This is a genomic window from Streptomyces sp. NPDC047515 (assembly GCF_040643055.1).
Lineage (GTDB): Bacteria > Actinomycetota > Actinomycetes > Streptomycetales > Streptomycetaceae > Streptomyces.
In genome coordinates this window covers 1-23166 of sequence record NZ_JBEYTM010000067.1, presented here as the reverse complement: position 1 = coordinate 23166, position 23166 = coordinate 1, and the positions used below count along the sequence as shown (strand labels likewise).

General features: G+C 71.8%; 18 protein-coding genes and 1 pseudogene. 9 read left to right on the top strand and 10 right to left on the bottom strand.

The window, feature by feature from the left end; all coding sequences use genetic code 11:
- Window positions 1–58: 58 nt before the first annotated feature.
- From ABZ826_RS33920 to ABZ826_RS33910, 3 genes are all read left to right on the top strand, one after another.
- Window positions 59–1513: a Gfo/Idh/MocA family oxidoreductase gene (locus ABZ826_RS33920; RefSeq protein WP_361457201.1), complete on the top strand. Its 1455-nt coding sequence runs from the start codon at window positions 59–61 to the stop codon at window positions 1511–1513.
- Window positions 1514–1694: 181 nt separating this feature from the next.
- Entirely contained in the window at window positions 1695–3590 is a 1896-nt protein-coding gene (locus ABZ826_RS33915; protein WP_361457198.1) for an ABC transporter ATP-binding protein, read from the top strand.
- Window positions 3587–5368 (top strand): ABC transporter ATP-binding protein, encoded by a 1782-nt coding sequence (locus ABZ826_RS33910; RefSeq protein ID WP_361457195.1) that lies wholly within the window; start codon window positions 3587–3589, stop codon window positions 5366–5368. Before ABZ826_RS33915 ends, ABZ826_RS33910 begins: the two co-directional genes overlap by 4 nt.
- A gap of 318 nt (window positions 5369–5686) precedes the next feature.
- On the opposite strand, the gene ABZ826_RS33905 is transcribed toward ABZ826_RS33910, so the two are convergent.
- The 5 genes from ABZ826_RS33905 to ABZ826_RS33885 are packed head-to-tail and all read right to left on the bottom strand — an operon-like array spanning window position 5687 to window position 11042.
- Complete coding sequence (locus ABZ826_RS33905; protein WP_361457192.1) at window positions 5687–6634, bottom strand: ABC transporter ATP-binding protein; 948 nt, start codon at window positions 6632–6634, stop codon at window positions 5687–5689.
- The gene (locus ABZ826_RS33900) at window positions 6631–7668 is read right to left on the bottom strand and encodes an ABC transporter ATP-binding protein (RefSeq protein ID WP_361457189.1); all 1038 of its coding nucleotides are present in this window, start codon (window positions 7666–7668) and stop codon (window positions 6631–6633) included. The genes ABZ826_RS33905 and ABZ826_RS33900 overlap by 4 nt, the downstream gene beginning before the upstream one ends.
- A complete protein-coding gene (locus tag ABZ826_RS33895; RefSeq protein ID WP_361457186.1) occupies window positions 7665–8528 on the bottom strand; it encodes an ABC transporter permease in 864 nt (287 codons plus the stop codon). Before ABZ826_RS33895 ends, ABZ826_RS33900 begins: the two co-directional genes overlap by 4 nt.
- Entirely contained in the window at window positions 8515–9495 is a 981-nt protein-coding gene (locus tag ABZ826_RS33890; protein ID WP_361457183.1) for an ABC transporter permease, read from the bottom strand. The genes ABZ826_RS33895 and ABZ826_RS33890 overlap by 14 nt, the downstream gene beginning before the upstream one ends.
- The gene (locus ABZ826_RS33885; RefSeq protein ID WP_361457180.1) at window positions 9492–11042 is read right to left on the bottom strand and encodes an ABC transporter substrate-binding protein; all 1551 of its coding nucleotides are present in this window, start codon (window positions 11040–11042) and stop codon (window positions 9492–9494) included. Before ABZ826_RS33885 ends, ABZ826_RS33890 begins: the two co-directional genes overlap by 4 nt.
- Window positions 11043–11295: 253 nt before the next feature.
- Here ABZ826_RS33885 and ABZ826_RS33880 point away from each other — a divergent pair, with 253 nt between their 5' ends.
- The 4 genes from ABZ826_RS33880 (at window position 11296) to ABZ826_RS33865 (ending at window position 14978) form a co-directional block, all read left to right on the top strand.
- Complete coding sequence (locus ABZ826_RS33880) at window positions 11296–11901, top strand: TetR family transcriptional regulator (RefSeq protein WP_361457177.1); 606 nt, start codon at window positions 11296–11298, stop codon at window positions 11899–11901.
- 122 nt (window positions 11902–12023) lie between these two features.
- Complete coding sequence (locus ABZ826_RS33875) at window positions 12024–12767, top strand: tyrosine-protein phosphatase (protein ID WP_361457174.1); 744 nt, start codon at window positions 12024–12026, stop codon at window positions 12765–12767.
- Window positions 12761–14527, top strand: coding sequence for a glycoside hydrolase family 3 N-terminal domain-containing protein (locus ABZ826_RS33870; RefSeq protein ID WP_361457171.1), 1767 nt, complete (start codon window positions 12761–12763; stop codon window positions 14525–14527). Before ABZ826_RS33875 ends, ABZ826_RS33870 begins: the two co-directional genes overlap by 7 nt.
- A 268-nt stretch (window positions 14528–14795) precedes the next feature.
- Window positions 14796–14978, top strand: a complete 183-nt coding sequence (locus tag ABZ826_RS33865) for a hypothetical protein (protein WP_361457168.1) — start codon at window positions 14796–14798, stop codon at window positions 14976–14978.
- A 25-nt stretch (window positions 14979–15003) separates the two neighbouring features.
- Here the strand turns inward: ABZ826_RS33865 and ABZ826_RS33860 are convergent, their stop codons facing one another.
- Window positions 15004–15795: a metal-dependent hydrolase gene (locus ABZ826_RS33860; protein WP_361457165.1), complete on the bottom strand. Its 792-nt coding sequence runs from the start codon at window positions 15793–15795 to the stop codon at window positions 15004–15006.
- Window positions 15796–15933: 138 nt separating this feature from the next.
- Here ABZ826_RS33860 and ABZ826_RS33855 point away from each other — a divergent pair, with 138 nt between their 5' ends.
- Together ABZ826_RS33855 and ABZ826_RS33850 are read left to right on the top strand one after the other, a co-directional pair.
- On the top strand, window positions 15934–18447 hold the full coding sequence (locus tag ABZ826_RS33855) for a DUF3516 domain-containing protein (protein ID WP_361457162.1): 2514 nt from the start codon (window positions 15934–15936) through the stop codon (window positions 18445–18447).
- Between the two features lie 49 nt (window positions 18448–18496).
- Window positions 18497–19369, top strand: coding sequence for an acyl-CoA thioesterase II (locus ABZ826_RS33850; RefSeq protein ID WP_361457159.1), 873 nt, complete (start codon window positions 18497–18499; stop codon window positions 19367–19369).
- A gap of 101 nt (window positions 19370–19470) precedes the next feature.
- Here ABZ826_RS33850 and ABZ826_RS33845 read toward each other — a convergent pair whose 3' ends face one another.
- From ABZ826_RS33845 to ABZ826_RS33830, 4 genes and pseudogenes are all read right to left on the bottom strand, one after another.
- Window positions 19471–19677: a DUF6011 domain-containing protein gene (locus ABZ826_RS33845; RefSeq protein ID WP_361457237.1), complete on the bottom strand. Its 207-nt coding sequence runs from the start codon at window positions 19675–19677 to the stop codon at window positions 19471–19473.
- Window positions 19678–19871: 194 nt separating this feature from the next.
- Window positions 19872–20168 carry an SHOCT domain-containing protein gene (locus ABZ826_RS33840; protein ID WP_361457156.1) on the bottom strand — a complete coding sequence of 99 codons (297 nt, stop codon included), beginning with the start codon at window positions 20166–20168 and terminating at the stop codon, window positions 19872–19874.
- Window positions 20169–20255: 87 nt separating this feature from the next.
- On the bottom strand, window positions 20256–20702 hold the full coding sequence (locus ABZ826_RS33835; protein WP_361457153.1) for a DUF6325 family protein: 447 nt from the start codon (window positions 20700–20702) through the stop codon (window positions 20256–20258).
- Between the two features lie 601 nt (window positions 20703–21303).
- Window positions 21304–22868 (bottom strand): annotated as a pseudogene (locus tag ABZ826_RS33830) (glycoside hydrolase family 15 protein).
- Window positions 22869–23166: the final 298 nt, after the last annotated feature.

Genomic DNA, 23166 nt, shown 5'->3' with positions numbered 1-23166 from the left:
TCCTTGGCGAGGTTCATTCACCAGCCGCGCACGTCAGACCCCCCCTTCTGGAGGATCGATGAACGACGCAGCACAGCAGGACGACGGTACGCAGGACGGCGGCGAAGGCTCGATGAACCGCCGCTCGGTCCTCTGGACAACCGCCGGAGTGGCCGGCGCCGGGCTCGGACTCGGCGGTCTCGGCAGCGGCACCGCAGCCGCCACCACGCCCGCCCGGGGCCCGGAAGCCGCTGGCACGGAACAGTCGGCCGCTCCGAAACGCCAGGGACGCACCATGGTGGGAGTGCCGTTCGAGCGGCGGTCCACCGTCCGGGTGGGCATGGTCGGCCTCGGCAACCGCGGCGGCAGCATGATCGACCTCTTTCTGGCCATCAGCGGCGTGCAGGTCGTCGCCGTCTGCGACCCGGTCAGGGCCAAGGCCGAAAGGGTGGCGGCGAAGGTGACCGCCGCCGGTCAGCCGGCACCCGCCGTCTACACCAACGGCGAGGACGACTACGAGAATCTCTGCAAGCGCGGGGACATCGACTTCGTCTACGTGGCGACGCCCTGGGACTTCCACTTCGAGATGGCGAAGACCGCCATGCTCCACGGCAAGCATGTCGGCGTGGAGTGTCCGATCGCCCTCCGGCTCGACCAGCTCTGGGAGTTGGTCGATCTCTCCGAGCGCACCAGACGCCACTGCATGCAGCTGGAGAACTGCTGTTACGGGCAGAACGAGATGCGGGTGCTGCGCATGGCGCATGCCGGGCTCTTCGGTGATCTGCTGCACGGCGCGGGCGCGTACAACCACGATCTGCGTGGCCTGATGTTCGACCCGGATTACTACGAAGGTCCCTGGCGCAGGCTGTGGCACACCAGGTTGCGGGGCGATCTCTACCCCAACCACGGCTTCGGTCCGGTCGCCAATTACATGGACCTCAACCGCGGCGACCGTGCGGTGAGCATCACCAGCGTCGGTTCGCCGTCCCTGGGGCTCGCCGAATACCGCGAGAAGAACATGCCGGCCGGTGATCCGAGCTGGAAGGAGACCTATATCGAGAGCGACCGGACGATCAGCCTCGTCCAGACCGCCAAGGGGCGGGTCATCCGTCTGGAGCACGACGTGTCCACTCCGCATCCTTACTCGCGGATCAACAGCCTCGGCGGTACGAAGGGGGTCTTCGAGGACTACCCGGCCCGCATCTACATCGAGCCCGACCACACGAACGACAACTGGGGCGACTTCTCCAAGTACGCCCAGTGGGACCACTGGCTGTGGAAGGAGCACGCCGACCCGCCCGGCGGACACGGCGGCATGGACTACATGCTGGTGTTCCGGCTGATGCAGTGCATGCGGCTCGGCCTCGTGCCCGACTTCGACGTGTACGACGCGGCGACGTGGACGTCGCCCGTGCCGCTCAGCCATCTGTCCATCAAGGCGAAGGGCGCCCCTCAGCAGATCCCGGACTTCACGCGCGGCGAGTGGAAGAGGGCCCGCTCCGGCATGGATTCGGAGAATCCGGAGAAGGGCTGACCGGCCGGCACCACGGGCTGTACGGCCCGGCTCGACCGGGCCGGGCCCACACCCCGTCGGTCTCTCGACCATGGCGCGATTCATGCCGTTCATGGAGAAAATCAATTGCTCCGCCGGACGTCCCGGAGAGAACCTTGCACGGTTTGAGTCATTCAACGAACAAACCGACACATGGGATGTCATGCAGATTCGCGATCTTCCGTACTCGGATCCTGGCGATCCCGATGTCCGGTCAGGGCCACGCTTCCTGCTCTGGCTCGGCCGCAACCAGCTTCGCGGGCAGCTCAAGTCCATGTCCTGGGGTCTGTTGCACCAGTGTTCGCTGGCCGGGCTGCCACCTGTCGTCGGCCTCGCCGTGCAGGCCGTCGTCGACCGGTCGGGCAGCCGGCTCGCGTGGGCGGGCGGCCTGATCGTGGTCCTGGGTGTGCTGATCTCACTGGGCGACACCATGCTCCACCGGACCGCCATCACCAACTGGATCACCGCCGCCGCGCGCGTTCAGCAACTGCTGGCCCGTAAGACCGCGGAGCTCGGTTCGGCGCTGACCCGCCGGGTCGCCGCGGGTGAGGTCGTCGCCGTCTCCACCGGCGATGTCGAGAAGATCGGCTGGTTCGTCGAGGCGCTCTCCCGCTTCGCCGCGGCCGCGGCCGCTCTGGTCCTGATCTGTGTGGGGCTCATCCTCTATCTGCCGTCGCTGGGCATCCTCGTGACGCTCGCCATGCCGTTGCTGGCCCTGGCGGTGCTGCCGCTCCTCCCCCGGGCCACCCGGCGCGCCGACCTCCAGCGGGAGAAGGCAGGCAAGGCGACCGAGCTGGCCTCGGACACCGTCGCCGGGCTGCGGGTGCTCCGCGGGATCGGCGGTGAGGAGCTGTTCCTCGGCCGCTACCGGCGTGCTTCCCAGGAGGTCCGCAAGGCCGCGGTGCGCAGTGCGCGGATGTGGTCGCTGATCTCCGCGATCCAGGTGCTCCTGCCCGGCGTGCTGCTCATCTCGCTGGTCGTGTACGGGGCGACGCTGGCCCGCGACGGCAGGATCGGGGTCGGCCAGCTGGTCACGGTGTACAGCGCGGCGACGCTGTTGCTGTTTCCGCTGCGCCACTTCGAGGAGATCGCGATGGCCTACTCCTTCTCGCGGCCCTCCGCCAAGCGCGCGGTGCGGGTGCTCTCGCTGCACCGCACGGACCGGCCCTCGACCGTCGACGCCACCCCGGTCGGCGATCTGTACGACCCGGTCACCGGGCTGATGGCCCCGGCCGGTCTGTTCACCGCCGTGGTCTGTGGCGATCCGGACGAGGCGGGACGGCTGGCCGAACGGCTGGGCGGACACGCCCACGCGGGAGCGGACCGGAGCACGGACGTGGACACGACGCAGAACGGAACGCGCAGCGGACCGGCTGCCGGAACGGAGGACGCCAGGGACGACATGGTGGCGGAGCAGACCCTCCCGTCCGTCCTCCTCGGTGGGGTGCCGCTGGACGAACTCCCGCTGGACTCCGCCCGGACGGCGGTGCTGGTCCAGGACAAGGACCCGGTCCTGCTCTCCGGCACCCTGCGTGAACTGCTCGATGTTCCCTCGTCGGGCCGGGTGAGCGCCGAGGACGCACTGTCCGCAGCCCAGTGCGGTGATGTACTGGACTCGTTGGCGCAGGCATCCGCGGCCACGGACGGCGGCCCGATGACGACACGCATCACCGAGCGCGGGCGTTCGCTCTCGGGTGGTCAGCGCCAGCGGCTCGCCCTGGCCCGCTCGTTGGTGACCGATCCGGAGGCGCTGGTTCTCGACGAACCGACCTCCGCCGTCGACTCGCACACGGAGGCCCGGGTCGCCGCCGGAATCAAGGCGCTGCGCCAGGGGCGTACCACTGTGGCCTTCGCCTCGTCGCCGCTGCTGCTCGACCTGGCGGACCGGGTGGTGCTGGTGCACGCGGGCGTGGTCGCGGCGGTCGGCGCACACCGTGAACTGCTGCACACGGACGCCCGCTACCGGGCGGTCGTGACGCGCGAGACGGATGACGAGATCGCGGCCCTGGCCTCCCAGGGCACGCTCAGGACGATCGAGGAAATCGAGGAACGGGCATGATCGGCGTCGCAGAACCGGCGTACGACCCGGCCGCGCCGGAGTCGGCGACGACCCTGCCGGTCGGCACCCCCACGACCGTACGAAAGTATGTACGGGAGCTGCTGGGGCGCCATCGCAGGCCGTTCGCCGTGCTGGTCGCGTTCAACGCCATCGCTGTGATCGCCTCGCTCGTCGGCCCGTATCTGCTGGGCGGGCTGGTCGAGGACCTCTCCGACGGCGTCACCGACCTCCATCTGGAGCGCACCGCCGGAGTGTTCGCGCTCGCGCTGATCGTGCAGACCGTGTTCACCCGGATGATGCGTCTGCGCAGCGCGATGCTCGGCGAGGAGATGCTGGCGGATCTGCGCGAGGACTTCCTCGTACGGTCGGTGGGTCTGCCACCGGGCGTGCTGGAGCGGGCCGGGACGGGTGATCTGCTCTCCAGGATCACCACGGACATCGACCGGCTGGCCAACGCGATGCGCGAGGCCGTGCCGCAACTGGCGATCGGTGTGGTGTGGGCGGGGCTGCTGCTGGCCGCGCTGACGGCGACGGCTCCGCCGCTGGCGCTCTCGGTGCTGATCGCCCTGCCTGTCCTGATCATCGGCTGTCGCTGGTACTTCAAACGGGCCCCGTCCGCATACCGTTCGGAGGCCGCGGGGTATGCGGCGGTCGCGGCGATGCTCGCGGAGACCGTGGACGCCGGGCGGACCGTGGAGGCCCACCGTCTGGGTGCGCGCAGGGTGATGCTGTCGGACCGGCGGATCGCGGAATGGACTGCTTGGGAGCGGTACACGCTGTTCCTGCGCTCCGTTCTCTTCCCCGTCATCAACACCACCTACGTGACGATTCTCGGTGCGGTGCTGATGCTCGGCGGCTGGTTCGTCATCGAGGGCTGGCTGACGGTGGGGCAGTTGACGACCGGTGCGCTGCTGGCGCAGATGATGGTCGATCCGCTCGGCCTGATCCTGCGCTGGTACGACGAGTTGCAGGTCGCTCAGGTGTCGCTGGCGCGGCTGGTCGGCGTGCGGGACATCGAACCGGACGCGGGGAACGCGGAGGTGGTCCCGGACGGCCGGGACGTTCGGGCCGACGAGGTGCGCTTCGGCTACCGCGCCGGGGTCGACGTTCTGCACCGCGTCTCGCTGCACGTGGCGCCGGGCACCCGCCTCGCGCTGGTCGGCCCGTCCGGGGCCGGCAAGTCCACGCTGGGCCGGCTGCTGGCCGGTATCTACGCGCCGCGTACGGGTGAAGTGAAGCTCGGCGGTGCGGAGTTGTCGCGGATGAAGGCCGAGCACGTCCGTACGCATGTGGCGCTGGTCAACCAGGAGCACCATGTGTTCGTGGGGTCGCTGCGGGACAACCTCCTGCTGGCCCGAGCCGGTGCCGGGGACGCCGAGCTGTGGGCGTCGCTGGCCGCGGTCGACGCGGACGGCTGGGCGCGAACGCTGGAGGAGGGACTGGACTCCGAGGTCGGATCCGGCGGTCTGGCGCTGACGCCGGCTCAGGCCCAGCAGATCGCACTGGCCCGGCTGGTCCTCGCCGATCCGCACACATTGGTGCTGGACGAGGCGACGTCACTGCTGGACCCGCGGGCCGCCCGGCATTTGGAGCGGTCGCTGGCCCGGGTGCTGGACGGCCGTACGGTCGTGGCGATCGCCCACCGGCTGCACACCGCGCACGACGCGGATGTGATCGCGGTGGTGGAGGGCGGCCGGATCAGTGAACTGGGCAGCCATGACGAACTGGTGGCTGCGGACGGTGCCTATGCGGCGCTGTGGCGGTCCTGGCACGGCTGAGGCACGATCGTGTCGGTTGATCCGGGGGGCCGGCTCAGCCGAAGCCGTGGGCCGTCGGCGCCGAGCCGTGGCCAGCGGTCGAGCCCCTGCTGCCGAGGACGGAGCGCTGCATCCGCTCTTCCGGGCGGAAGCGGCATCCGGACCGGTCGGTGTTCCAGGCTCTGTTCCTGCCGCGCACCGGAACCACCTGGGAACTCCCGCAGGTTCTCGGCTCCGGCCCCGGCATGACCCGCCGGCGTCGACTGGCCGAACGGATACCGCCCGGCCGTCGCTGTCCCTCCGCCCGGCCCCCGGCCCGAGCCGGGCGGCGCGGCAGCCTCACCGGAGCAACGGGCGGTGGCAGGCGACCGTCCGCCCCGGGGCGATCGTGCGCAGGGCGGGCGGCTCCGTCGCGCAGCGGGCGTCGGCGAGCGGGCAGCGGGTACGGAAGCGGCAGCCGGAGGGCGGGGCGAGCGGGGACGGAGGGTCTGCGGGGAGCAGGCCGGTGTCGCCGAGGGGCCGGCCGGGTTCGGGAACGGCGGCGAGCAGAGCGGCGGTGTAGGGGTGGGCGGGGGCAGCGAGCACCTCTTCGGTCGGGCCCTGCTCGCAGAGTCGGCCGAGCTGGAGCACGGCGACATCGTCGCTCACCGCCCGCACCACACCGAGGTCGTGCGAGATGAACAGGCTCGCCAGGCCACGCTCCTCGGTGAGTCGGCGCAGCAGATTGAGCACGGTGGCCTGGGCGGAGACGTCGAGCGCGGAGACGGCCTCGTCGGCGATCAGCACACGCGGCTCGGCGGCGAGCGCCCGGGCGATGGCGACCCGCTGGGCCTGGCCACCGGAGAGCTGGCCGGGGCGGCGGTCGCCGAACAGGGCGGGCGGCAGCCCGACGGCGTCCAGCTGACGGTCGATGACGGCCTCACGGTCGCGGGCCGGGTCGGGGTGGGCGTCGAGTGGTTCGGCGACGAGGTCCCGGACGCGGCGGCGCGGGTTGAGTGAGGACATCGGGTCCTGGAAGACCATCTGCATCCGGGGGCGTAGCGCCCGCAGTGCGCGCGGCGAGAGCGCGGCGAGGTCGGTGCCGTCGAGGGTGACGGTGCCGGCGGTGGGCGGAGGCAGCCGCAGCAGGGCCTTGGCGATGCTGCTCTTGCCGGAGCCGGACTCGCCGACCAGGGCGAGCGTGCGGCGCTCGCGCAGCTCCAGGCCGACCCCGCTGACGGCGTGCAGCGGTCCGGAGCGGGTGCGGTGGACCACCGAGAGCCCGGTGGCGTGCAGGACGGCGGTCATGCGGCGTTCTCCGAAGGGCTCGCGGGAACAGGAAGCAGAGGGAAGTGGCAACTGGCCGAGTGCCCGGCCCCGGCATGGTGGACAGGCGGAACGGTCGTGGTGCAGGCCGCCTCGGCGCGCTCGCAGCGCGGCGCGAACGGGCAGCCGGCGGGCGGGCGGGAGAGGTCCGGAGGCGAGCCGGCGATGGCCGGCAGGGTGCGGCGCAGCGGCCCGGTGACACGCGGCACCGAGCGCAGCAGCGCGGCGGTGTAGGGGTGGGCAGGGCGTTCGGTGACGGCCTCGGTGGGCCCGGTCTCGACGATCCGCCCGCCGTACATGACGGCGATCCGGCGGGCCCGCCCGTAGAGCAGGCCGATGTCGTGGGTGATCAGCAGGGTGGCGAGGCCGCGGGTCTCCCGGTGGCGGTCGAGCAGGTCGAGGACCGTGCGCTGGACGGTGACGTCGAGGGCGGTGGTGGGTTCGTCGGCGAGCAGCAGTGCCGGGGAGCCGGCCAGTGCGGCGGCGATGCCGACGCGCTGGCGCAGTCCGCCGGAGAGCTCGTGCGGGTATGCGCGGGCGCGCCGGGCCGGGTCGGGGACGTCGACGGCGGCGAGCAGTTCGGTGGCGGTCTCCCGGCGGGCGCGGCGGGAGAGCGGGCTCCTGTTGGTGAGTGCCTCGGTGACCTGGTCGGCGATCCGGACGACGGGGTTGAGCGAGGTCATCGGATCCTGGTGGACCATGGCCACGCCGGTTCCGAGGAGTGCGGCCCGCCGGGCGGGAGCGGCGGACAGCAGGTCTTCGCCCCGGAGCAGTACCTGCCCGGTGGCTGTGACCCGGGCGGTGCGCGGGTGGACGCCGAGGACGGTCCGGGCGAGCACCGACTTGCCGGAGCCGGACTCGCCGACCACGCCGAGACACTCGCCGGCGCCGATGGTGAGGCCGACGCCGTGCAGGACGTGCAGCGCCCGGCCGTCGGGGGTGTGCAGGACGGTGTCGAGCGAGCGGACGTCCAGGACCGGGGCGCCCGGGGCGGCGGTGGACGGTGCGGCGGTCATGCGCGCACTCCCTTCTGGTCGGTCGAACGGAGGCGTTCGCCGAGGTAGTTGAGGGCGAGGACGGTCAGGCAGAGCACGGCCGCCGGGGCGAGCGAGATCCACGGCGCGCTGCCGAGCGTGGTGCGGCCCTCGGCGATGATGCCGCCCCAGGACGGCTCCGGTGGGCGCAGGCCGAAGCCGAGGAAGCTGAGCGAGCCCTCGGCGACGATCGCCACCGTCGTCGCGGTGAACGCGAAGGTGAGTGCGGCCGACGCGACGTGCGGGACGACCTCGCGGCGCAGGATGCGTAGGGGCGCCGTGCCGATCATCCGGGCTGCCTGGACGAAGCCCCGCTCGCTGAGCGAGAGGACGACGGCGCGGACCACCCGCGTGAAGTGCGGCACGGTGAACAAGCCGATCAGCGCGCCGATCACCGTCAGATCGGGGCCGCGCAGCGCGACCACGATCATCACCAGGATCAGCGTGGGCACGGACATCAGGAGATCGGTGCCGAAGCCGATCACCTTGTCGACCGGGCCGCGGAACCATCCGGCGGCCACCCCGAGCGCGCCTCCGCCGAGCAGGCCGACCGCAATCGTCAGGGCGGCGACGGCGAACGAGGCGCGAGCGCCCGCGACGGTGCGCTGCAGGACGTCGCGGCCGGCGGCGTCGGTGCCCAGCCAGTGCCCGGGGCCGGGGGCGGCGGAAGGGTGGGCGAGGTCGCCGTGCAGCGGGTCGAAACCGGGCAGCAGCGGCAGCAGCAGGGCGGCGAACGCGACGACGGCCAGCCAGCCCCCGGCGGCGAGCACTCCGGCCGGCGGTCGGCGGCGGGCCTTACGGGGAAAGGGAGTTGTTACGAGCGCGGTCTCAGCGGTGGTCATCGGCGATCCTCGGGTCGAGCTTCCGGTACAGCAGGTCGACAGCGAGCGTGGCCGCCACCACGCCGGCGGCGCTGGCCACCACCACGGCCTGGACGACGGGGAAGTCGCGGCCGCTGATGGCGCCCGCGGCCAGGCTGCCGACGCCGGGCACCGCGAACAGCGTCTCGACGAGCACCGAGCCGCCGAGCGACGTCCCGACGCCGATCCCGATCAGGGTGACCAGCGGCAGCGAGGACGGTCGCAGTGCCCGCCGCAGCAGGAGGCGCACAGTACCCATGCCCCGGCTGCGCGCGGCGGCGATGTACGTCTGGTCGAGGGTGTCCAGCAGCTGGCCGCGCAGCGTCCGGGTGAAGACGGCGGCCTCGGTGAGGCCGAGCGTGAGCGCGGGCAGCACCAGGTGGCGGAGGTTCTCCACCGGGTCCTCGGTGAACGGGGTCCAGCCGGTGGCGGGCAGGATTCGCAGCTGGACGGCGGCGAGCCAGATCAGGAGGAGCCCGAGTACGAAGCCGGGGACGGCGAGCCAGACAAAGGCACCGGCGGTGGCGATCCTGTCGACCGCGCCGCCCGGCCGCCAGGCCGAGAACAGCGCGACCGGCAGCGCCAGGCCGAGCGCCACCACCTGGGCGCTGACGAAGAGTTCGAGCGTGACGGGGATTCGGTCGGCCAGCTCGGTGGTGACGGCGGCGCCGGTGGACAGCGAGTGGCCGAGGTCTCCGTGCAGGGCGTTGCCGAGCCAGCGCCAGGTGGCGGCGAGCACGTTCTCGTCCAGGCCCAGGCTCGCCTCGTACGTGGCGATCTGCTCCGGGGTGGCGGTGGGGCCGAGCGCGGCGACGGCGGGCGAACCGGGCATCAGGTGGGGCAGGGCCAGTACGGCCACGGCGACCAGCAGCAGGACGGCGGCGGCTCGTCCGACCCGGCCGGCGAGCCGGAGCGCGCCAAGGGCCTGGAACGCGGGCCGGGCCGTCACCGCTTCACCCACAGCTCGGCGGGAGAGACGCCGACCACGGTCCGCCGGGAGACATCGGGCAGCCCGCCGACCTCGGCGGAGGCGAGAAAGCCGACCGGGTTCTCGGTGAGGAAGAGCATCGGCGCCTCGGCGACGACCGTCTTCGCCGCCGCCTGGTACGAGCGCGCCCGCTGCGCCTGGTCGAGCGCGGCACGTCCGGCGGTGATCGCCTGCTTCGCCCGCGGGTTGCTCCAACCGGCGAAGTTGTAGGGGGAATCGGGCAGGTAGAGGCCGGCCAGCGCGGTGTCGGTGTCGCCGAACATACTGGTGACGAAGTCCATCACCTGGAACTTGCGCTGGAGCATCGCGGTGCCGAGGCTCGCGGCGTCCATCGGCTTGATGGTCATCTTCACGCCCACCTCGGCGAACATCTGCTGGAGCACGGTGGCGCGCTGCTGCGCCTCGGGCCGGTTGTCGACCAGGTACTCGAAGGAGAGGTCCGGGTGCCCGGCCTCGTCGAGCAGTGCGCGAGCCTTGGCGGCGTCGTGCGCGGGGTGCGAGGCGGTGCCGCGGTAGGGGGAGGTGGAGCCGATCGGACCGTCCGACACCTTGCCCTGACCGAGGTGGACGACTTTCTCCAGGGACTCGCGGTCCACCGCGTACTGGAGGGCCCGGCGCACCTTCGGGTCGTCGAAGGGGGCGGTCTTGGTATTGAACACGACGGTGGAGGTGGAGCCGGGGCCGGTGGCGGCGCGCAGTCCGTCGCCGACGGCCTGCTTGTACTGCGCGGGGGTCTCGGTCCAGATCAGGTCGGCGTCCCCGGAGCGCAGCGACTGGTAGCGGCTGTCGGCGTCGGGCAGCACCCGGTAGACCAGTTTCTCGGCGTGGCCCTTGTCGCCCCAGTACGCGGGATTGCGGGCGAGCGTGGCCGAGACGCCGGGCTGGACGCTCTCCACCTTGTACGGACCGGAGCCGACCGCCGGGGTGTCGCCGGCCGGCGCCTCGGAGACGTAGCCGAGCGAGCGGGTGAACAGGTTGGGGAAGGCGGCGTTGGGCGCCTTGAGGGTGAAGGTCACGGAGGTCGGACTGTTCACCTCCATGCCGGCGATGGAGGCGGCGTCGACGGCGCAGGAGCACTTGCTCTCGGGCTTGGCGAGGCGGGTGACGTGGTCGACCACGGCCCGCCCGTCCAGAGGCTTGCCGTCGGTGAACGTCACGCCCTCGCGCAGTTGGAGGGTCCAGCTCGTGGCGTCCGCGTTCGGGGTGAAGGACTTGGCCAGGTAGGGCTGGACGGCGCCGTTGTCGCCATTGACCATCAGCGGGTCGTACAAGGCGTTGGCCAGGATCATCATCGGCATCTGGGTCAGCGTGCCGTCGGCCGGGTCGAGCTTGGCGAACGGGCGGTCCAGGCCGATCTTCAAGGTTCCGCCGTCGACGGGCGGCCCGTCCGCCGTCGGCGCCGCCTTGGAGCCGGAGACGGCGTCGTCGGAGGCCGAGCAGGCGGCGCTGGTGAGAGCGAGGGCGGCCGTGCAGACCGCGGATGCCAGAACGTACGTGTGCCGCTTCATGGTTCCTCGGGGTTCCTCGGTCGAGAGGGGTGGGAGTGGCGGCGTGGAACCGCCGACGACCACACCATTTCGGAAGTGGCAGGACTGCCAAAAGGCAGTTATGCAAACTGCGCGTGACGAGCCGCCGAAGACTCGGCGCGCGCCTTGAGCAGGCCCGATCAGACGTGGTTCGGTACGTGTCGTGGCAGTACCCGACGTGCTGTCACGACGGCACCCGACGACGGGCGGACCCCAGCGAGGAGCGGCACAGCAGATGCAGGAGCAGGGACCGGACGGTGTGGCGGAGATGCGCTTGCGCGACCGCAAGAAGGCGCGCACCCGCGAGATGATCCGCACCGCCGCGTTCGACCTCTTCGAGGAACAGGGCTTCGAGCGCACCACGGTGGACCAGATCTGCCGTCGCGCCGACATCGCCCACCGGACCTTCTTCCGCTACTACCCCGCGAAGGAGGCGCTGCTCTTCGGCTGGGACTTCGGACAGGTGATCCTCGACGCCTTCGCCGCCGCGCCCGCCGGACTCGGCCTCTGGGAGGCGCTCGGCCACGCGCTCACCGTCACCGACGGCCGCCTGGAAGAGCCTGCCGAGCACACCGCCCGCCGCCGGCGCCTGCGCCGCACCTTCCTGGACGTGCGTTCCGTCCACGACTACGCCCTGATCCTGATCGACACCTTCGGCCAGCGGGCCGCGGACATCGCCGGTGAGCGGCTCGGTGTCGACCCGCACAGCGACCTCCGCCCGTTCGCGCTGGGCGCGATGCTCGGGGGCATGATCCGACGCCACGTCGTGATCGGCGCCGAGCCAGGCCTGCTGGCCGCCTGGATGGAGGCCTACCAGGGCGTGCTCCCGCCGCCTCGCTGACCGCCTCCGCTCCGTACCTGCCGGCCCTGGAGCCGGGTCCCCCGGTCCGCCTCGCCCTGCTCCGCGCCGGTGCGATGCCCCATGCCCAAAAACACCACCCCCTATCCGTGAAAGGCCCTCGCATGTCCCTGGTCAACTTCCGTGACCCCGCCGCCCTCACCGACCCCGACGGCCTGTGGATGCGCTCCGGCGCCCTCTTCCGCTCCGCCCAGCCCTTCCCCGCCGCCGACCGCGCCACCGTCGACCAGTTGCACGCGCACGGCATCCGCACCGTGGTCGACCTGCGAGGCGACACCGAGAGCGACCCGGCCGACTGGGCGGCCGCCGAGGCCGCCGGGATCGCCGTCGTCGCCGCCCGCATCGACCCCGCCTCCGACACCCTCACCGCAGCCATGCGCACCATGACCACAGCCGCCGACCTCGGCGCCTTCTACCTGCTGATGGCCGAGTCCGCGCCCGAGGCCGTCACCGCCGCCGTCGAGGCGGCCGCCCGGCCCGGCGGCACCCTGCTGCACTGCGCCGCCGGCAAGGACCGCACCGGCCTGACCACCGCCCTGCTGCTCGACCTGCTCGGGGTGCCCGCCGAGGCGATCGCCGCCGACTACGTCCGCACCACCGCGGCGCTGCCGGAGATCTTCGCCGGTCTCGCCGACCGCCACCGCGAGGCCCTCAACGACGCCTCCGCCGGCGAGCTCGCCGTCCCGCCCCCACTGCTGGAGGCACCCGGCGGCGCGATGGCCGCCTTCCTCACCCTGGTCGGGAGCCGGCACGGCGGCACCGCCGCCTTCCTGGCCTCCTGCGGGGTCGGCGCCGCGACCCTGGACGCCTTCCGCGCCAAGGCCGCCGCGGAGGTGGCGGCATGCTGACGCTGCTGCGGCACCACGACGGCACACCGTTCCGCGACCTCAACCACAACGGGACCATGGAGCCCTACGAGGATCCCCGGCTGCCCGTCGAGGAGCGGGTGGACGACCTGCTCGGCCGGATGACCCTCGCCGAGAAGGCCGCCCTGATGTGCCACGCCCGGATGTTCCCCGGCGATCATCCGCCCTTCCCCTCCAACGCCGGACTGATCGGTGAACGGGGCCTGACCCACTTCGCCATGATGGCCGTCCCCGACCCCCGCACCATGGCCGAGTGGAACAACCACGTCCAGGACCTCGCCGCCGCGCACCGCCTGGGCATCCCGGTCACCATCTCCTCCGACCCGCGGCACGGCTTCACCGCCAACCCCGCCACCGCCCACATCGGCGGCGGCTTCTCCGCCGGACCGGAGCCGATCGGCCTCGCCGCCACCGACGACCCGGCCCTGGTCGAGGAGTACGCCGCGCTGATCGGCCGCGAGCTGTGCGCCGTCGGCATCCGCGTCGCCATCCACCCGATGGCCGACCTCGCCACCGAGCCGCGCTGGGCGCGGATCAGCGGCACCTTCGGCGAGGACCCTGAGCGCGCCGCCCGCATGATCACCGCCTACATCCGCGGGCTCCAGGGCGAGCGCGTCGGTCCGGACAGCGTCGCCTGCATGACCAAGCACTTCCCCGGCGGCGGCCCGCAGGCCGGCGGCGAGGACTCGCACTTCGCGGCCGGCCGCCGCCTCGTCTACCCCGGCGGCGCGTTCGAGCAGCATCTGCGCCCGTTCGAGGCCGCCTTCGCGGCCGGCACGGCGCAGATCATGCCCGCCTACGCGATCCCCTCCGGCACCGGTCTGGCCGAGGTCGGCGCCAACTTCAACCGGGACGTCATCACCGGCCTGCTGCGCGGCAAGTACGGCTTCGACGGTGTGGTCTGCACCGACTTCAACGCCATCACCGGCATGGAGGTCTCCGGCATCGGCAGCCTCCCGCCGCGCCACTGGGGCGTCGAGGAACTGTCGGTGGCCGAGCAGGTGGTGCTCACCCTGGACGCCGGCGCCGACCAGCTCGGCGGCGAGACCGATCCCGGGCTCGTCCTGGCCACCGTCCGCTCCGGCGCGGTGAGCGAGCAGCGGATCGACGTCTCCGCCCGCCGTATCCTGCGCGACAAGTTCCGCCTCGGACTCTTCGACGACCCGTACGTCGACGTGGACGCCGCCGCCGACCGGGTCGGCGCCCCGGCCGGCCGCGAGCTGGGACGCCGGCTCCAGGAACGCTCGCTGGTCCACCTCGCCGGACGGCCGGTCTCGGGCGGGCGGCTGTACGTCGAGGGGGTGGACCGGGCCGTCGCCGGCCGGTACGGCACCGTCGTCGACCAGCCGGATGACGCCGACGTGGCAGTGATCCGGCTGGCGACCCCCTTCGAACCGCGCGGGGGCCTCCTGGAACGCCACTTCCACAGCGGCTCGCTGGAGTTCGCCCCCGCCGAGGTGGCGCGCCTGACCGCGCTGGCCGCCGGCGTGCCCACCGCCTACGTGGCGCAATTGGAGCGGCCCGCCGTGCTCACCCCGCTCGCTCCCCACGCGGCCCTGCTGGTCGGCGAGTTCGGGGCCGCCGACGAGGTGGTGCTGGACGCCGTCCTCGGCCGCGCCCCGATGACCGGCACGCTCCCCTTCGATCTGCCCTCCTCGATGGCGGCGGTCGAAAAGTCCCGCGAGGACGTCCCCTTCGACACCCGCGATCCGCTCTTCCGCTGCGGTCACCGGGCACCGTGAGCCCGCGGGGGCGGGCTGCCGAAGCGCGGTCCTCGCGTCCAGCACTCCCGGTCGCCGTCCTTGCGGTGCCCGGACCGCCGGGCCCGCGCGAGCGCGACGAGGTCCTGTGGACGGGGGACGTGCTCCGCGCACCGGCGGTCCGTCCGTCCGCGGCTCCGGCCCCGGACGGACGGGTCGCTGCCCGGCGCCCCGTGGCCGACCGGGGCCGGGGCCCGGCTCGTGTCACCGGAACCACGCCGGCCGAACCGGCCGCAACCGGACCGGACCGGTGCCGGTCTCGCCGCGCCCGGCGACCCCTCAGCCGCGGTGGGAAGCCCGGCCGGGCGAGGAGCGGTTCGCGGGCGGGCGTTCGGCCGCACAGCTGCTGGTCGACCGCCTCGACGGGGACGGCCAGGGGACGGCCAGGGAGATCGTCCTGGCCCACCGGCTGGTACCGCGCGAGTCGGCCTGAGCGCACCGGGTGCCGGATGCGGCGGTCAGATGAAGTTCAGCGCCGCCGCACCGCCCAGTCCCCCGAGCACCATGAAGACCGGCATCAGCACCTTCAGTTCCACCCAGCTGCCGGCCCGGAACCGCATGCCCTTCGGCGGCCCGATCGGGTACCAGCGCTTGCGGCCCAGCGGGATGGGCCACAGTATCGGGCAGCCGGAGACGGTCAGCGCGTCACCGATGTCGTGGACGAGCGCCCCGAGCACGATCGGCAGCCCCAGCCACAGGTACTCCTGCCCGGGGGCGCTGAACAGCCAGTCCGAGCCGTTGCCCGGCTTGTCCAGGACGCCGGCCAGTATCCAGGCGCTGGTCGCGCCGAGCAGCCACACCAGGACGTCGCTGGACATCCGGGCGGCCCGCCACAGCAGTCCTTCGACGGCGAGCACCAGGTGGACGAAGAGGATCGCCAGAACCGCCCACCGGCCGCCGGTGATCGCCGCGGCGGAGGCCCCGGCACCGATCAGGACGGCCCAGAGCCAGGTGTGCGTCAGGGTCCGGTGGCCGCCGTTGCGGTGCGAGTCGCCGCGCATCTTGGTCGCCTTGTAGACGGCGTGCGAGAGCTTGTCGACGATCTCGCAGAGTCCCCTGGAGACGGGCCCGAAGGCGCGCGAGATGGTGGCGGACTTGTGGTCGAGGTCCGGGGCGAGCGCAGCCCCGGCGGTGATCAGGGCGCCGACGACCAGAACGGGCCACGGCATCGCGTGGCCGGCGGCCGCCGCCGCCGCGCCCACCCCCAGCCAGGCCGCCGCCCCTGACAGAGAATGTGCCGGTCCCATCATGGTTCTTCCCGCCCCCAAAGTCGTCCTGCCGCCATTGCCGCCCAGGCACGGCCGAGTTGAGAGGGCAGCGTATCGTCCGTGATCTTCGTGCGGTCGTCCGGTTCCCTCATCCGGGCTGAAGGCAGGCAAGATGGGGGCGTGACCCTTATCGATCAGCTGCCCCCGACCGACGACCCCGACGCTCTCTTCGAGGCTTTCTCGTCATGGACCGAGACGCGGGGCATCACCCTCTATCCCGCTCAGGAGGAGGCGCTGATCGAGGTGGTCTCCGGTGCGAATGTGATCCTTTCCACCCCGACCGGATCCGGAAAGAGCCTGGTCGCGGCCGCTGCGCACTTCACGGCGCTGGCCCAGGACAAGGTCACGTTCTACACCGCGCCGATCAAGGCACTGGTCTCGGAGAAGTTCTTCGACCTGTGCAAACTGTTCGGCACGGAGAACGTCGGCATGCTCACCGGCGACGCCTCGGTCAACGCCGATGCCCCGGTGATCTGCTGCACGGCAGAAGTGCTGGCCTCCATCGCGCTGCGTGACGGGAAGTACGCCGACATCGGCCAGGTCGTGATGGACGAGTTCCATTTCTACGCCGAGCCGGACCGCGGCTGGGCCTGGCAGATCCCGCTCCTGGAGCTGCCGCAGGCCCAGTTCGTCCTGATGTCGGCGACGCTCGGCGACGTCAGGATGTTCGAGGAGGACCTGACCCGCCGCACCGGCCGCCCCACGTCCGTGGTGCGCTCCGCGACCCGGCCGGTGCCGCTCAGTTACGAGTACCGGCTGACCCCGATCACCGAGACCCTCACCGAGCTCCTGGAGACCAGGCAGTCGCCGGTGTACATCGTGCACTTCACCCAGGCCGCTGCCGTCGAGCGGGCGCAGTCGTTGATGAGCATCAACATGTGCACCAAGGAGGAGAAGGAGAAGATCGCCGATCTGATCGGCAACTTCCGCTTCACCACCAAGTTCGGCCAGAACCTCTCCCGCTATGTGCGCCACGGCATCGGGGTGCACCACGCGGGCATGCTGCCGAAGTACCGGCGTCTGGTGGAGAAGCTCGCCCAGGCAGGTCTGCTGAAGGTGATCTGCGGTACGGACACCCTCGGCGTCGGTGTCAACGTACCCATCCGCACCGTGCTGTTCACGGCGCTCACCAAGTACGACGGCAACCGCGTCCGTACGCTGCGCGCCCGGGAGTTCCACCAGATCGCGGGCCGCGCGGGCCGGGCCGGGTTCGACACGGCGGGCTTCGTCGTGGCGCAGGCGCCCGAGCACGTCATCGAGAACGAGAAGGCCGTCAAGAAGGCGGGCGACGACCCCAAGAAGAAGCGCAAGGTGGTCCGCAAAAAGGCCCCCGAGGGCTTCGTCGCCTGGTCGGAGACCACCTTCGACAAGCTGATCCAGTCCGATCCGGAGCCGCTGACCTCCCGCTTCCGCGTCACGCACACGATGCTGTTGTCCGTGATCGCGCGTCCCGGCAACGCCTTCGAGGCGATGCGGCGCCTGCTGGAGGACAACCACGAACCGCGCAGGGCGCAGCTGCGTCACATCCGCCGGACCATCGCGATCTACCGCTCGCTCCTGGACGGCGGCGTCGTGGAGCAGCTCGACAAGCCGGACGCGGAGGGCCGGCTCGTCCGGCTCACCGTCGATCTCCAGCAGGACTTCGCGCTCAACCAGCCGTTGTCCACCTTCGCGTTGGCCGCGTTCGACCTGCTGGACCCCGACTCCCCCTCGTACGCGCTGGACATGGTCTCCGTCGTCGAGTCGACGCTCGACGACCCGCGACAGATCCTCGCCGCCCAGCAGAACAAGGCGCGCGGCGAAGCGGTCGGGCGGATGAAGGCCGACGGCATCGAGTACGAGGAGCGCATGGAGCTGCTCCAGGACGTCACGTACCCGAAGCCGCTGAGCGAGCTGCTGTGGCACGCGTACGACGTGTACCGCAGGAGCCACCCGTGGGTGGGCGACCACCCGGTGTCGCCCAAGTCCGTGATCCGTGACATGTACGAACGCGCCATGACGTTCACGGAGTTCACCTCCCACTACGAGCTGGCCCGCACCGAGGGCATCGTGCTGCGCTATCTCGCGAGCGCGTACAAGGCTCTGGAGCACACCATCCCGGACGACATCAAGTCCGAGGACCTTCAGGACCTGATCGCCTGGCTCGGCGAGATGGTCCGCCAGGTGGACTCCAGCCTGCTCGACGAGTGGGAGCAGCTCGCCAACCCGGAGGTGGAGACCGCCGAGGAGGCGCAGGAGCGGGCCGACGAGGTCAAGCCGGTCACGGCCAACGCCCGCGCCTTCCGTGTGCTGGTCCGCAACGCGATGTTCCGCCGGGTGGAGCTGGCCGCGCTGGACAAGGTCGGCGAACTCGGCGAGCTGGACGGCGACGCGGGCTGGGACGAGGACGCCTGGGGCGATGCGATGGACGCCTACTGGGACGAGTACGACGATCTGGGCACGGGCCCGGATGCCCGCGGGCCGAAGTTGCTGAAGATCGACGAGGACGCCGCCCACGGTCTGTGGCGGGTCCGGCAGACCTTCGCCGACCCGAACGGCGACCATGACTGGGGCATCAGCGCGGAGGTCGATCTGGCCGCGTCCGACGAGGAGGGCCGGGCCGTGGTCCGCGTCACCTCCGTCGGTCAGCTGTGAGGGCGTACGCCGTGGGGGCGGCGCCGCTGCGAGAGTGGAGACGAACCACATGACGAACCCCGCCGAGCGCCTGGTCGATCTGCTCGACCTGGAGCGGATCGAGGTCAACATATTCCGTGGGCGCAGCCCCCAGGAGTCCCTGCAGCGAGTCTTCGGCGGGCAGGTCGCCGGACAGGCTCTGGTGGCGGCCGGCCGTACCACCGACGGGGACCGGCCGGTGCATTCGCTGCATGCCTACTTCCTGCGTCCGGGTCGTCCGGGTGTACCGATCGTCTACGAGGTCGAGCGCATCCGGGACGGCCGGTCGTTCACCACCCGCCGGGTCACGGCCGTCCAGCAGGGCCGGACGATCTTCAATCTGACTGCGTCCTTCCACCGGCCGGAGGAGGCGGGCTTCGAGCACCAGCTGCCGCCCGCCCGCGAGGTCCCCGACCCCGAGGAGCTGCCGACCGTCGCCGAGGAGGTGCGCGAGCACCTCGGGTCGCTGCCGGAGGCGCTGGAGAGGATGGCCCGTCGACAGCCCTTCGACATCCGGTACGCCGACCGGCTGCGCTGGACGCCGGAGGAGGTCAAGGGCGCGGACCCGCGCAGCGCCGTCTGGATGCGCGCGGTCGGCCCGCTGGGCGACGACCCGCTCGTGCACACCTGCGCCCTGACCTACGCCAGCGACATGACACTGCTCGACGCGGTCCGTATCCCGGTGGAGCCGCTGTGGGGTCCGCGCGGCTTCGACATGGCGTCGCTGGACCACGCGATGTGGTTCCACCGGCCGTTCCGCGCCGACGAATGGTTCCTCTATGACCAGGAGTCGCCGGTCGCCACGGGCGGACGGGGGCTGGCGCGCGGCCGGATCTATGACCGCGGGGGCAATCTGCTGGTTTCCGTGGTCCAGGAGGGGCTGTTCCGCCGCCTGGGCGCGTAGGGCCGCTCGTCCGGATCACGCCGGGGCTCGCGTGCCCCGGCACCGGGCCCCGCTCGCTGATCCGGCCCGCTCCGAACGAAAGCCCCTGGCCGAGCAGGGGCTCAGACACCGGGGAGCGGGTCCTGCTCGACCTCGTGGCGGCGGGTGCGGATGTCCGGGGGCGCCGGGTGCAGTTTGGCGTCGCAGGCGGGGCCGAGGCCGGTGCGGCGTGAATCCGTGCCGGTGAGCGGGCGGCCGCACATGCGGCAGCGCACCACCCGTCGGCGGGTGGTGCGGTCGGCCGGGTCGTCGTCGGGCAGGGGAACGATCCCGGATTCCGGGAGGGGTTCGGCAAAGTCCACGGACCGATCTTCGCAGGGCGCCGGTCTGCTCTACGACTTCCTGACAGCACACGACGGAGGAGTTCACGGGTGAGCGGCGTGCTGGCATCGGAGCCGGTCCGGACCCGCTGGACGGTCGCCCAAGTGAGCCGGTCGCGGCCCCGGTCCTGCGGCCCGACCGGTCAGAGGGCGAGAACCCTGGCCTTCTGGGCCTCGAACTCGCTGTCGCTCAGCACTCCTTGGCTCTTGAGGTCACCCAGCACCTTGAGCTGAGCGATCTTGTTGCTCATCTCGTCCTCCGGCGCGAGCGACGTGGGCACGGGAGACGGAGGCGCTGCGGGGACGGACCGGGCCTGCGCCCGCGCGGCGTCCTGCTGCGCCCAGCGGCCCGCCTGTCGCCGGGAGACCCGGTTGGAGACCGAGGTGGCGGTTCCGGCGATCACCGCTGTACGGGCGACACCGCGAAGAAGGCCTGGCATGGTGCATCTCCTTTGACTGGCTCCACGGGAACGGTCGGCCCGGCCGAGCCGCGCGGGGACGGTAGGTCCGACGAGAACGGGAGCGGCTCAGGCCCTGGCCTCGGCCACGTCGAGCGAGGCCAGGACCTCCTGGATCGGGATACGGCCGTCGGCGACCACTCGGCCTCCGGAGCGGCGCAGGGCGGCCGCGAACGGTCCCGCCCACACGTTCTCGTAGATGAGGATCCCGGCCGCGCTGCCGGGTTCGAGAATCGCGCTCGCCTCGTCGATGTCCTCCTTGCCGAGCAGGCCCGAGGACACCCCTTCGAACACGGTGAGTTCGTCGCCGCCGTCCCTGGTCAGTTCGGAGAGCTCCACCCCGTCGACCGTGCCGTCCTGGTTCTTCCTGACGAAGGTCAGATCCAGGATGCGGATGATCCCCCGGTCGACCAGGTCGACCAGCAGCGGCAGTCCTTCTCCCGTCATCCGCCTGCCCGCCGGGAACTCGACCACGAGGTAGTCGATCGGTCCCGTCTCGTCGCACTCGCCGCTCACGCCAGCTCCTCAGCATCTCGACTGCCCCGGGTCCGCCGGAGACCACGGCCTTCGCCATTGCAGCAGCGGGTGGGCCGGAACGCATCTCGGTCAGGGACGCGGGTGTGCGCGGGCCCGGTTACGCCATTGGACGGACAGCGAGTCACCCCCATGGCCGAGTGGTGCGAGCCCCGGCCTTTCTGTCCCCCGCCGCCACGGATGGTTCCCGCGCGCGGGAGGGCCCGCCGGGCGGGCCCGGATTGCTGCGGGGTTCCGGCGCCGCACGCCGATGAGGGGAGGCGGAGATGAGGCTGGAACGGTGGCGCGAGGTGCTGGTCGTGAAACCCACCGGTCGGCGCCCGCGCGCCCCGGAGGCGGTCGAGGAGTCCGACGGCCGGGACCGCCTCCTCATGCTGACACGGCCCCAACCGGGGAGCGCGTCCCGCCGGTCCCACACCGCCGGACGGGTGAAGGACTACAGCATCGCGGGAACCGCGCGCAGGCGCTGTCGGGGCACGGCGGCTCGGGAGGGCCGCGCGCCCGGGCGACACGGCCGTGCTGCTGAGTCCCCCGTCCCGACGACTGTCGGCCTGATCCGCCCGCGGGACGGTCGTCGGAGCCGTCAGCGGCGCTCCCGGTCCCGCGCCCCGTTCAGTGCCTCGTCGAGGGTGCGCGCGGCCATGATGAGCGAGAGATGGGTGAACGCCTGGGGGAAATTGCCCAGTTGCTCGCCGCTGGGGCCGATCTCCTCTGCGAAGAGGCCGACATGGTTGGCGTACGTGAGCATCTTCTCGAAGGTGAAGCGCGCCTTGCGCAGCCGGCCGGCGCGGGCCAGGGCATCGACGTACAGGAAGGTGCAGAAACTGAACGTGCCCTCGGAGCCACGCAGTCCGTCCGGGGAGGCGGCGGGGTCGTAACGGTAGACCAGGCTGTCGGACACCAGGGTACGGTCCATGGCCTCGAGCGTGGCCAGCCAGCCATGGTCCTTCGGAGCGAGGAACCCCACCCTGGGTATCAGCAGCAGTGAGGCGTCGAGCACCTCGCCGCCGTAGTGCTGGACGAACGACTGCTCCGATTCGCTCCATCCGCGCTCCATCACCTGTTCGAGAATCGCGTCCCTGGCCCCAGTCCACCGGGCAGTGGCGGCCGGTCTGCTGAACTCGGCCGCCAGGCGCAGACCGCGGTCGAAGGCGGCCCAGCACATCACCCGGCTGTAGGTGAAGTCCTGGCGTGCCCCGCGGGTCTCCCAGATGCCCTCGTCGGGCCGGTCCCAGACGTCCACGAGCCAGTCCAGCGTCCGGGCCACGGCCCTCCAGCCCCGGTAGCCCGCCTGGTCACCCACCTCGTGCGCTTCGGACAGGGTGTAGAGGACCTCGCCGTAGATGTCGAGCTGCAACTGATCGGCGGCGGCGTTGCCGAGCCGCACCGGGTACGAGCCGCGGTAGCCCTCGAAGTGCTCCAGGGGCTCCCCGTCGACGCGGTACATGATCCGCAGGGCTTCGGCCGCGGGCTCCCCGCCGTCCCGGAGCCGGTCGCCGAGCCAGTGCGTGAAGGCGGTCGCCTCGTCGACGAACCCCAGGTCGAGCAGGGCCCGGACAGACAGCGAGCCGTCCCTGACCCAGGTGTAGCGGTAGTCCCAGTTGCGTTCGCCGCCGACCTGTTCGGGCAGGCCCGTCGTCGCCGCGGCGACGGGCGCCCCGGAGGGTGCGTAGGTGAGGAGCTTGAGGGTGATGGCTGAGCGGTTGACTATGTCGGACCGGCTGCCCCGGTAGTGCGAGACGCCCACCCATCTCTGCCAGAAGTCGACGGCCTCCCAGAGCTGTTCGACGGTTCCGTCAACGGTCGGCACCGGCGGCACGGGCCCGTCCGGGGCGCAGACGGTGAAGACTGCCACCGCCGACTCCCCGACGTTCAGCACCACTTCGCCCAGGGCGTCCTGTCCGTCGCGTGTCACGGGGAAGCTGGTCAACAGATGCACGGCGATCCCCGGTGCCCGGAACACGGCCCTTCGGGGCACAGTTCGAGCGCGTGGGAGGCGCGGCCGTAGTCGAGCAGTGCGGCGAAGATGCCGGGGGAGTCGAACCTCGGAGCGGTGAACCAGTCGACCACGCCTTGTGAGGAAACCAGTGCGGCGGTCTGCAGATCGCCCACCAGCCCGTGTTCGGCGATAGGGGGGTATCGGTCCATGAGCGTCCCATCCCAGGCAAACCCCTGTGCACTCCACTATCCGCCCGGCGCGCCGTGATCGCCCGACCCGTCATCGCCGACGTGGTGCAGGGGCACCCTGTGCCACGGCCCTGGGCACGGCCCCGTTCGGGCGCCGGACCGCGGACGGTCCGGGGCGGCGGCAGCGGGGCGGGACGTACGAGCCGCCGCGGCCCCCGGGAAGGCCTGAGAGCCTGTCGGGCGGCCTCTGATCGGGCGGCCACGCCCTGGCACGCACTCCCCCAAGGCCTCAAGGGCCAGGGGGGACCCCCTCCCGCGT

Coding starts and splice junctions, on each gene's coding strand:
- ABZ826_RS33875 (WP_361457174.1), top strand. CDS start 12,024: ATGTCCCTGGTCAACTTCCGTGACCCCGCCGCCCTCACCGACCCCGAC.
- ABZ826_RS33850 (WP_361457159.1), top strand. CDS start 18,497: ATGACGAACCCCGCCGAGCGCCTGGTCGATCTGCTCGACCTGGAGCGG.
- ABZ826_RS33895 (WP_361457186.1), bottom strand. CDS start 8,528: ATGACCACCGCTGAGACCGCGCTCGTAACAACTCCCTTTCCCCGTAAG.
- ABZ826_RS33905 (WP_361457192.1), bottom strand. CDS start 6,634: ATGACCGCCGTCCTGCACGCCACCGGGCTCTCGGTGGTCCACCGCACC.
- ABZ826_RS33910 (WP_361457195.1), top strand. CDS start 3,587: ATGATCGGCGTCGCAGAACCGGCGTACGACCCGGCCGCGCCGGAGTCG.
- ABZ826_RS33900 (WP_361457189.1), bottom strand. CDS start 7,668: ATGACCGCCGCACCGTCCACCGCCGCCCCGGGCGCCCCGGTCCTGGAC.
- ABZ826_RS33920 (WP_361457201.1), top strand. CDS start 59: ATGAACGACGCAGCACAGCAGGACGACGGTACGCAGGACGGCGGCGAA.
- ABZ826_RS33880 (WP_361457177.1), top strand. CDS start 11,296: ATGCAGGAGCAGGGACCGGACGGTGTGGCGGAGATGCGCTTGCGCGAC.
- ABZ826_RS33885 (WP_361457180.1), bottom strand. CDS start 11,042: ATGAAGCGGCACACGTACGTTCTGGCATCCGCGGTCTGCACGGCCGCC.
- ABZ826_RS33870 (WP_361457171.1), top strand. CDS start 12,761: ATGCTGACGCTGCTGCGGCACCACGACGGCACACCGTTCCGCGACCTC.
- ABZ826_RS33860 (WP_361457165.1), bottom strand. CDS start 15,795: ATGATGGGACCGGCACATTCTCTGTCAGGGGCGGCGGCCTGGCTGGGG.
- ABZ826_RS33840 (WP_361457156.1), bottom strand. CDS start 20,168: ATGCCAGGCCTTCTTCGCGGTGTCGCCCGTACAGCGGTGATCGCCGGA.
- ABZ826_RS33915 (WP_361457198.1), top strand. CDS start 1,695: ATGCAGATTCGCGATCTTCCGTACTCGGATCCTGGCGATCCCGATGTC.